Source organism: Dokdonella sp. (assembly GCF_039926425.1).
Lineage (GTDB): Bacteria > Pseudomonadota > Gammaproteobacteria > Xanthomonadales > Rhodanobacteraceae > Dokdonella_A.
Map to the genome: position 1 here is coordinate 17,155 of NZ_JBDSWZ010000264.1, position 10,137 is coordinate 27,291.

Genomic DNA, 10,137 nt, shown 5'->3' on the forward strand with positions numbered 1-10,137 from the left:
CGAGCCGGAAGAAACTTCATCGCTGCTCCACGGTTGAAGCAAACCGGTGATGCACGTCGCAATCAGCGCTCCGGCAGGCGTCGCCGCGACGGCCGTATAGAGCCACTGCAGCGCCGTTTCGACAGACCGCATCGCCACGCGAGCCCGAGGAATCTGTCCGCGCCTCCGTTCCGTTCGAACCGCGCGTTCATCGCAAGAGCCGCGCGGGCGTGACAGCGGGCCAGCCGTCGCGCTACCGTGCCGCCACGATGAGCGCAGGCAACGACGGCAGCATTACGCAACTCCTCCATCAATGGGGCGACGGCGACCAACGCGCCCTCGAGCGTCTGTTGCCGCTGGTGTATGCCGATCTCCGCCGCATTGCCGGCCACCTGCTGCACGCGACTCCCGGGCACGCGACATTGCAGACGACGGCGCTGGTGCACGACGTGTTTCTTCGGCTGCTTGGAAAAGCGCCCGCCGAGTTCGCCGACAGTTCGCACTTGCTCAACGCCTCCGCGCGGATGATGCGCCAGACGCTGGTCGACCGCGCGCGCAAGGCGCACAGCGAGAAACGCGGCGGCCGCTGGATCCGCGACGAGTTCACCGAAGCGCTGGAACTGCCGATCCCCGACGGCACCGACCTGGCGGAGCTCGATCGCGCGCTGAATGATCTCGAATCGGTCCACGAGCGGATGGCCAAGGTGGTCGAGTTGCGCTATTTCGTCGGCCTGGACGTTGCCGAGGTCGCCGCGACGCTCGACATTACCGAACGCACGGCGCGACGGGACTGGGTCGCCGCACGTGAATGGTTGAAGGATCGACTTCAACCCTGCGCCTGAATGCGCGCGCTTCAGCGTGAACACGCCGGCCTTGAGAGCAAACACACCATGACAACCCGCGATGTGGACAGTGCGGCCCTTTTGATCGTGCGCGACGCGCTCGACCTCGACACGGATGCAGAACGCGAACGCCTGGTGGCAGCGCGCTGCACCGATCAACCCGAGCTGCGCGAACGCGTGCGCACGTTGCTTGCACGCATTGCGGTGGAGGATGGCGCCGACGCGACCGTCATCGACCCTGTCGATGCGTTGATCGGAGAACGCCTGGGCGCGTTTCGCGTGGTCGAGGCGATCGGTCGCGGCGGCATGGGCGTGGTCTACCGGGGCGAGCGCGACGGCGACGATTTCGCGCAGGTCGTCGCGATCAAGCTGATCCGGCGCGGATTCGACTTCGACGATGTGCACGCGCGTTTCCTGCGCGAGCGCCGCATTCTTGCGCGACTGTCGCACCCCAATCTTGCGCGCTTCATCGATGGCGGACGCGACGGGGACGGACGGCCCTGGTTCGCGCTGGAATTCGTCGACGGCGCGCCCATCACCCGCTGGTGCGATGCGCATCGTCTCGGAGTCCGTGAGCGCGTGCGCCTGCTGATCGAGGCTGCCGACGCGGTGCAGTACGCGCATACGCAGCTGGTCGTGCACCGCGACCTCAAACCGGGCAACGTGCTCGTCGATTCCGCCGGTGTCGTGCGTCTGCTCGATTTCGGGGTCGCCGGATTGCTCGCTGGCGACAGTGCCGCCGACAGTCTGCCGAGCACGATCAGCCAGCGCCACGCCATCACGCCGGAGTACGCCGCGCCGGAACAGTTCGGCGGCGACGATGTGGGCGTTGCTGCGGATGTCTATGCGCTCGGCGTGATCCTGCACGAGCTGGTCAGTGGTTCGCTGCCGTATGCGCTCGACCGGCGCGATGCGGCAGCGGCCGAGCGCATCGTTCGCCAGACGCCGCCGCAGATGCTTTCCAACGCCGTGCGCGACGACGATGCCGGAAGAAAGCAGCTCGCACTGCTCGGTGTGTCTTTGCAGGGGTATCGCAGCGACGTGCGCGGCGATCTGTCGAGAATCGCGGAAAAGGCGCTGGCGAAGGAGCCGGCCCGCCGCTACGCAACCGTGCAGGCGTTTGCCGAAGATCTCGCACGCTGGCTGGCAGGCGACCCGGTGCGCGTTTCGGGCAACAGCGTGCGCTACCGGCTGGGCAAGTTCGTTTTGCGCAACCGTCTGCTGCTCGCCATCGCGGGTGTCGGCGTCCTCGCCATCGTCATCGGGATCGCCGCCACCGTTTGGCAGGCACGCAAAGCGACCCGGGCAGCGGCCGATGCGACCGCGCAGGCGACGCGCGCCACCGCTGCACGCGACTTCCTTGCATCGCTGCTTGGAAAGGCGTCGCCGGAAGAACAGGGCAGCGCGACGACCACGGTGCGCGAGGTCCTCGATCGTGCTCGCCAGCGCATTGCCGGCGAACTCGTCGCGCAGCCGGGTCTTCGTGTCGAAATGTCGACGCTGATCGGGCGCACGTACAATGACCTGGCGCAGTACGACGATGCCCTGCCCTTGCTTGCCGATGCCGTCGCGATTGCCGACAGCGACCCCACGATTGCGGTACTCACGCGTGCAGACGCGCACGCCGAGTACGCATCGGCGTTGTTCCTCGGGGATGCGGCGAAGGACGCCGAAGCACACGCGAGAATCGCGATCGATCTGTTGCGCAAACAGGGCGCGGGTCAAGCGCTGGCCGGTCCACTCGATACGCTCGGCGCCACGCTCTACATGCAGGGCCGCCATGCCGAAGGACTGCTCGCCCAGCAGGAGGCGACCCACGTGGTCGGAGAATATGCCGGAGCCGACAGTGAGGCCTATGCGGCAGAACTCGTCGAGCTGAGCTATCCGCTCGCTGCCGCCGAGCGCTATGACGAGGCGGTCACCGCGGCGAAGCGCGCGCTCGCCATTCTCGACCAGCGCTATCCGGATGGACGCCATCCGTCTGTTTCGCGGGCGCTGTGGGCGATCGGCAACACGCTTTCCAGCGCCGATCGCGATGCCGAGGCAATTGCATACCTCGAACGGGCGAAAAACCTCGTCGCAGCGATCTACGGCAAGGACGGTCTGAAGATGATGCGGGCCGAGCAACTCCTGGGCGTCGGCGAACTGGAAACCGGGAACCTCGCCGGCGCGACCGCCCATCTGGCGGACGCCGAACGCCTGCTCGCAGCGCACGGGCCGGATCATCCGCTACGTGCGCTGGGACTGGGCTATCTCGGCAGCAGCCTGCTACGCAGCGGCGATGCGGTTGCGGCGGAACAGACCCTGCGCAGCGGACTCGATCTCGCGCTCGCCGGCGAGCGTGCCGACCTTGCCGACAGCATTCGCATCAACCTCGCCCGCTCGCTCACCGCACAGCGGAAACCGGCGGCAGCCCTCGCGCTGCTCGACGATGTGGAGCCCCGATTGCGTGCGCAGTCGTCCAGGCGCCTGCCGGCCGCGTTGATTGCGCGCTCCGAAGCGCTGCGCAGTGCCGGCAACTGGCGCGGGTGCGCGGCACCCCTCAAGGAGGCGACCGCGATGTCCGCCACGTCGGGGCGTACGGTTCGAATCAACCTGGCAATCGAGCAAGCACGCGTCGCTGCCGCGGAAGGAAACGTTGCCGAACGACAGCGTCATGCCGAACGCGCATTGCAACTGCTGGCGGAGAGCGGCGCACAGCGGGCACCGGAGTTTGGCGAAGCACAGGCGCTTGCGCGCAACTGACCTTTCGCGTGTGTGAACCCGATGATGGATCGATCCTCGCGACGCACATCTGCGTCGCGAGGATTGCTGCGTTCAGCGCGGCGTGAACAACCGCGCGATGCGGCGGAAAAAACCCGGCTTCGGAGGCTGCGAGGTTGAAGGCGGCGGCGGAACGATGGGCGTTTCGTTGCGCGGCGCGTGTTCGCGACGCGGCTTGCGTTCGGATTTGGCGCGCACGGGCAACGCGTTCGCGTCCGTTGCAGCTGCAACCGCACCTGACGTCGGAGTTGCTTCCTCGCCTTCGCGACGGGTCCGGCCACGACCGCCCCGGCGACGGCGTTTGCGCGGCGCATCCCCGGCGACCAGCGGATCGACGCCCTCCGCTGCGGGCACGGGCATGGCGAGAACGGGTGCTGCCGGAGTTGCCTCGGGCATCGGCGCGACGCGTGGCGGACGCGCTGTGCTGGTGGCGGTGGCGGCGCGCGGCGGACGGGTGCGTTCACCGCTGCGTTCACCGCCAGCTGCACTGCGTGAGCGCGGGCCGCGCGACATCGCGGATGACGACTTTCCGGGCGGACTTTTCGGCGGCGCGCCGGCGGTGTTGCGGGCATCGTCGGCGGCATCGTCGGCATCGCCATCGGCGGATGCAAGCGGCGTCGCGCGCGGACGCGCCGGGGGAGCGATGAGCATGTCGGGGCTGATCGACGCGGTCGGAATCTTCTGCTCGATGTACGCCTCGATATCCGGCAGACCCATCGCATAAAGATCGCAGGCGAAGCTGATTGCATCGCCCTCGGCACCCAGGCGTGCGGTGCGTCCGATGCGGTGGACGTAGTCTTCGGCGTCGTGCGGCAGGTCGTAATTGAACACGTGGCTGACATCGGAAATGTGCAGGCCGCGCGCAGCGACGTCGGTCGCGACGAGCAGTTCGATCTCGCCCTTCTGGAACTTCGCGAGCAAGCGCTCGCGCTTCGCCTGCGGCACGTCGCCCGAGAGCGTCGCGACCAGAAAACCCTGGCGTTCGAGCGCGCGCGTGACCTTCTCCGCGGCGATCTTCGTGTTGACGAAGATGATGCTGCGGTGCGCGTCGATCTTCGACAACAGATGCAGCAGCAGCGGCTGCTTCTCTTCCTTTGCGGGGAAGTACACGATCTGCCGAACCCGGTCGGCGGTGATCGTTTCCGTCTCGACCTCGAGCTTCTCCGGGCTGTTCATGTGGTCGTACGCGAGTTCGAGCACGCGATGGCTGAGCGTCGCGGAGAACAACATGCCCTGGCGCTGTTCGCGCGGCGGCATGCGACGGAACAGGAAACGGATGTCCTTGATGAAGCCGAGGTCGAACATGCGGTCGGCTTCGTCGATGACGACCGCTTCGATCGAGTTGAACGAAAACACGTGCTGCTTGAGGTAATCGATCAACCGCCCGGGCGTCGCGATGATCAGGTCGCAGCCGGCTTTGAGCAGTTCGCGCTGTTTGTCGTAGTCGACGCCGCCGTAGATCAGTGCCGAACGAAGGCCGGTGTCGCGGCCGATGTTGCGGAAGTCCTTGTCGATCTGGATCGCCAGTTCCCGTGTCGGCGCAATGATGATCGCGCGCGGATCGCTGAGCTTGCGGTCGATCGCGGCAGGCTGGGTGAGCAGCCGGTTGAGAACGGCGACGAGGAACGCGGCGGTCTTTCCGGTGCCGGTCTGCGCCTGTCCCGCGACGTCGCGTCCGGACAATGCGATCGGCAGGGTGAGTGCCTGGATCGGTGTGCAGCGGGTGAAGCCTGCGGCGTGCAGGCCGGAGAGGACGTGCGGATGCAGGTCGAAACTCTCGAAGGTGATATCGGTGATTGCGTGCTGAGCCATTAAGGAGTCTTTCTCGTGGCGTAGGGCGTTGCGGACAAGGCCGAACGCACGGGGGCGGCGCCGAAAACGGGCGCTCGGAGCGGTACACGGGACAGGCCTTGCGGAGCTGGCGCGGCGCGGCTGTTGCAAAGCGCGTCCGCGTCCCCAACTTGCGCAGGATGGGCGTTTGAGCTGAAATGACCCGGGCTTTCCCGACCCTTTCTGCTTCGCCTGAACCGCTGAAACCGCGTGAGTGTAGCGGAAGCCCGCCCCGGGCGCGCGCTTGCCTCGCAACCCGTCCTTTTTTGGAGAATGCCCGTGAGCGAACACGTTTCGCACGTCAGTGACGACCAGTTCGAAGAACAGGTCCTCAAGTCCACCGAACCGGTGCTCGTCGATTTCTGGGCCGAATGGTGTGGTCCGTGCAAGATGATTTCACCGATGATCGATGACCTTGCCGCCTCCTATCAAGGCAAGCTGAAAGTCGCCAAGATCAACATCGACCAGAACCAGAAGACCCCGCGCAACTACAACGTGCGTGGCATCCCCACCTTGATGATCTTCAAGGACGGAAAGGTCGAAGCCACGCAGATCGGCGCGGTCAGCAAGACGCAGCTGACACAGATCATCGACAAGGCGATTGCCTGAGCGTCGGGATGGGGCAGCGGGGATTCGTTCGAGCGGCGTGAATGCCTTTGTCGCTGTGCAGTTCCCGATGCCCGATTCCCACTCCCGTCCAAAGCTGGACGCCCCAGACGCGACAGTGCTACCGTAGGTCCAAGCGCCCGGAGCCAAGCTGCTCCCGCCCGCTTCTTCTCCGATGTTTCACATCCCTCCGTTCCATCAACGGCGCCCAGCGAGGATTGCCCGTGTCCGAAAACGAAACGAATGAAGGTGGCCCCGGCGCCGCCGCCGAAGGCCGTCCCGAGCCGCGGCAGAAAACTCCGCGTGGTCAGTCGGCCGCTGTCCAGAAGGACGCTCCGCCTCCGCAGGTCGAGACCCAACAGCCCGCGCACAGCGAGTCGCACAACGATTCACACAATGAACAGCAGGTGTCGTCGGGCCATGAAAATGCCGATGGCAACCATGCCGATCCGCAGCAGTCCGGCCAGCCACAGAATGGGCAGGGACCGAACGGCGGCGGACAGGGCCAGCAGGCGCGGCGCGGACGACGCGATCGTCGTGGCGGCCGCAACAACAATCCACAAGGCGGCGGTGGCGGCGGCGGGCAGAACGCCAACGCAAACTTTGACGAGGAAGACGATTCCCGCAACGGCGGTGGCAATGGTCCGCTGATCGATCTCAATGATCTCAAGCGCAAGACCGCGGCCGAACTGCTGGTGTTCGCCGAAACGCTGGGCGTGCAGGAAGGCGTCGCCCGCGCACGCAAGCAGGACATCGTCTTCTTCATCCTGAAGGCGCACGCGCGTGCCGGCGGCGGCATCTACGGCGAAGGCGTACTGGAGATCCTGCAGGACGGCTTCGGCTTCCTGCGCGGGTTCGACGCGTCGTATCTCGCCGGCCCCGACGACGTGTACGTCTCGCCCAGCCAGATCCGCCGCTTCAACCTGCGCACCGGCGACTACATCACCGGGCGCATCCGTCCGCCGAAGGAAGGCGAGCGCTACTTTGCGCTGCTCAAGGTCGACCACATCAACGGCGAGCCGCCGGAGATGTCCAAGAACAAGGTGCTGTTCGAAAACCTCACCCCGCTGTTTCCGCGCAAGTCGTTCCATCTGGAACGCGGCAACGGATCGAGCGAGGACATTACCGGCCGCATCCTCGACCTCGTTGCGCCGATCGGCCGCGGCCAGCGCGGGCTGATCGTCTCGCAGCCGAAAGCCGGCAAGACGATGATGCTGCAGAACGTCGCCCAGGCGATCGTGCACAACCATCCGGATGCGCACCTGATCATCCTGCTGATCGACGAGCGTCCGGAAGAAGTCACCGAGATGCAGCGCGGCGTGCGCGCGGAAGTCGTTGCGTCGACGTTCGATGAGCCGGCAGTGCGTCACGTGCAGGTCGCCGAGATGGTGATCGAGCGCGCCAAGCGCCTCGTTGAGCACAAGAAGGACGTGATCATCCTGCTCGACTCGATCACGCGTCTTGCACGCGCCTACAACACCGTGGTGCCGAGTTCGGGCAAGGTGTTGACCGGCGGTGTGGATGCGAATGCGCTTCAGCGTCCGAAGCGGTTTTTCGGCGCCGCGCGCAACGTCGAGGAAGGCGGTTCGCTGACCATCATCGCGACTGCACTGGTCGAGACCGGGTCGAAGATGGACGAGGTGATCTACGAGGAGTTCAAGGGCACCGGCAACATGGAAGTGCACCTCAGCCGTCGCATTTCCGAGAAGCGCGTCTATCCGTCGATCGACATCAACCGCTCCGGCACGCGTCGCGAAGAGTTGCTGATCGATCCGGACCAACTGCAGAAGATCTGGATCCTGCGCAAGCTCCTGCATCCGATGGATGAACTGGCCGCAATGGAATTCATGCTCGACAAGATGAAGAACACGAAGTCGAACGACGAGTTTTTCGGCTCGATGAAACGCGGTTGACGCGACCGATGGCTGGCGGCGGGGATACGTCCAGCCTGCGGTGGGCGATCGGTTGAGTCGTTTGGATTTGAATGGATGGCGCGGGCGGGCAATATGCCGCACCCGCGCGAAAGCGTTCTGAAAGCTACGGCGATTAGTCTCACTCCGCGGTTCGGCTTCGAGGTTCTCCCCAACCTCCTTCCCCAGCCACCGCCCATCGGCCCGCCTCTCCCCAGGCGGGCCGATCCTTTTTCCGGATGCGCTTTTTCTTGAACGCGTTCGCGCGGGCGCTGCTCAGCGTGACCGGCGCACGGGCGCCCAGCGCGCCAGCGCTTCGCGCGTGCGCCGGCGTCCCAGTTCGATCATCTCCTCCGCCCGATGGAATTCGTAGAACGCGCAGGCGTTGCGCGGAATCGTGATCAGCAGATCGGGCGGCTGCGCGGCGAGCTTCAATCGCGTGATGGTTTCCTGCACCACGTCGAGCGAACGCGCGAACAGCTCGAACGCTCCGGGTTCCGTCGAAGCGAACGTGCGCCGCTCGTGCTTTTCAATCTGCGCTTCGATGAAGCGCGCAATACGACCACGGTGTCGCACACGCCGTGGTTCGATCTCGTGATCCGCCTCGCCCACCCGTTCGGACGCCGGCATGTGGATTGCAGGATGGGAGGGCTGCGGCTCGGGCGACGCGTTGACGTCGACGCCAATGGTCGCGTCCGTCATGTCGCGCAGCGTCGGCGACACCGGCAACGGATTGAGCAGTCCGCCATCGACCAGCAAACGGCCCTGGTAGTAGTGCGGCCGGAAGATCGTCGGAATCGCGATCGATGCCCGAACGGCATCGAACAGCGGTCCGCGCGAGAACCACACTTCGCGCTGCGCGTCGAGATCGACCGCCACTGCGGTGAACGGGATCGGCAATTCCTCGATGTCGATGTCGCCGATCAGTTCGCGCAGTGCGCCGATGATCCGGTCCCCCTTGATGAAGCCGCCGCCAGTGATCGTCCAGTCGAGCAGGCGCAACACATCGAGGCGCAGCATCGGCCGTACCCACGCGCTGAAATCGGCAAGCTTGCCGGTCGCGTGGATGCCGCCGACCAGCGCACCCATCGAGCTGCCGGCGATCGAACGGATCGCGAAACCCTGTGCCTGCAACTCCTCGATCACGCCGATGTGGGCATAGCCGCGCGCACCACCCGATCCGAGCACGAGGGAAATGCTCATGTCGGTGGTGTCCAGCAGCGCCGGCGCAGGAGCCGGCAACGCGGTGGGTTCGCCAGCCGTCATGCCGCGTCCCTGGACGGTTGCGCGTTGGTCGCCCTGCATCGCACGCGGGTCATCGCAAACGCCATCACCGCACGCCCTGATACGAACCGAGCGCGAGCTGGAGCAGGATTTTCATCTCCTCGCGCAGCGATACCGGCGCCACCACTTCGGCATCCGGACCGTACTTGAGCACGTCCATCAGCAACTCGCGCGAATTTGAGTACGGCAGCTTCAACTCATAGCGTCCATCCGGCAGACGCGAGCCTTGCTGCTGTGAATGCCAGTGTTCATCGGCGACCCAGCGCGATGCATGCGGCGAAAAGCGGATCGTCGCCCAGGCTTTGGGCGCGCCCGAAAAAATGCCGTAGCTGGAGGCAAGATGCGCGTCCAGTTCGCTGCCTTCACGATCCAGCGCGGGCTCGTCGATCAGGTGCGGTTCGCGGATGCGGTCGAGCGCGAAACTGCGCAGCGCCTCACGGCTGTGGTCCCACGCATCGAGATACCAGTTGTCGCGGTAGTGCGCGAGCCGCTGCGGCGAGACGACGCGATCGGTCTGCGAATCGGTCGAGCGCGCGCGATAGCGGAACTTGAGGCGCTGCGATTGAGTAACGAGCTTGCGACCGCGCGGAACGCGCCCTGGTCCAGTGTGCGCGAACCGCTCGTCAGCACGCGAATGCGTTCGATCGGCAACGCACGGCCGCTCGACTGGTCCGACAGCAAGCGCTCGATGCGTGCGCGGAAAGGCGCGAGCGCGCCGGCCAGCACGCCGGGATCGGAACGGCCGAGCAACTCGTTCAGCGCCAGCAGCGCGGCCAGCTCCTCGCTGCTGAGCCAGAGACCCGGCAACTCGAAGCGGTCGGCCGCGTCGGCGGCGTAGCGGACGGTCGGCTCGTCCGCGTCGCCGTTTTCGATCGGCGCACCGAGCGCATCGCGCAGAAACGCGATGTCCCGGTAAAGCGTTG

At 65.7% G+C, this 10,137-nt stretch carries 6 protein-coding genes and 1 pseudogene; 4 read left to right on the top strand and 3 right to left on the bottom strand.

The features are described from left to right. Positions 1–248: 248 nt before the first annotated feature. Positions 249–821, top strand: a complete 573-nt coding sequence (locus tag ABIV12_RS15040) for an ECF-type sigma factor (protein ID WP_348060759.1) — start codon at positions 249–251, stop codon at positions 819–821. Positions 822–869: 48 nt separating this feature from the next. After that, a complete protein-coding gene (locus ABIV12_RS15045) occupies positions 870–3,566 on the top strand; it encodes a protein kinase (RefSeq protein ID WP_348060761.1) in 2,697 nt (898 codons plus the stop codon). A gap of 72 nt (positions 3,567–3,638) precedes the next feature. Here ABIV12_RS15045 and ABIV12_RS15050 read toward each other — a convergent pair whose 3' ends face one another. Next, entirely contained in the window at positions 3,639–5,396 is a 1,758-nt protein-coding gene (locus ABIV12_RS15050; RefSeq protein WP_348060763.1) for a DEAD/DEAH box helicase, read from the bottom strand. Between the two features lie 297 nt (positions 5,397–5,693). Between ABIV12_RS15050 and trxA the strand changes: the two genes are divergently transcribed. Then, complete coding sequence (gene trxA / locus ABIV12_RS15055; RefSeq protein ID WP_348060765.1) at positions 5,694–6,023, top strand: thioredoxin TrxA; 330 nt, start codon at positions 5,694–5,696, stop codon at positions 6,021–6,023. 221 nt (positions 6,024–6,244) lie between these two features. Continuing rightward, a complete protein-coding gene (rho, locus tag ABIV12_RS15060; protein WP_348060767.1) occupies positions 6,245–7,933 on the top strand; it encodes a transcription termination factor Rho in 1,689 nt (562 codons plus the stop codon). Between the two features lie 273 nt (positions 7,934–8,206). Here the strand turns inward: rho and ABIV12_RS15065 are convergent, their stop codons facing one another. Both ABIV12_RS15065 and ABIV12_RS15070 read right to left on the bottom strand, forming a co-directional pair. Beyond that, entirely contained in the window at positions 8,207–9,196 is a 990-nt protein-coding gene (locus ABIV12_RS15065; protein WP_348060769.1) for a patatin-like phospholipase family protein, read from the bottom strand. Positions 9,197–9,260: 64 nt separating this feature from the next. Continuing rightward, positions 9,261–10,137 (bottom strand): annotated as a pseudogene (locus tag ABIV12_RS15070) (WYL domain-containing protein); the annotation flags it as partial.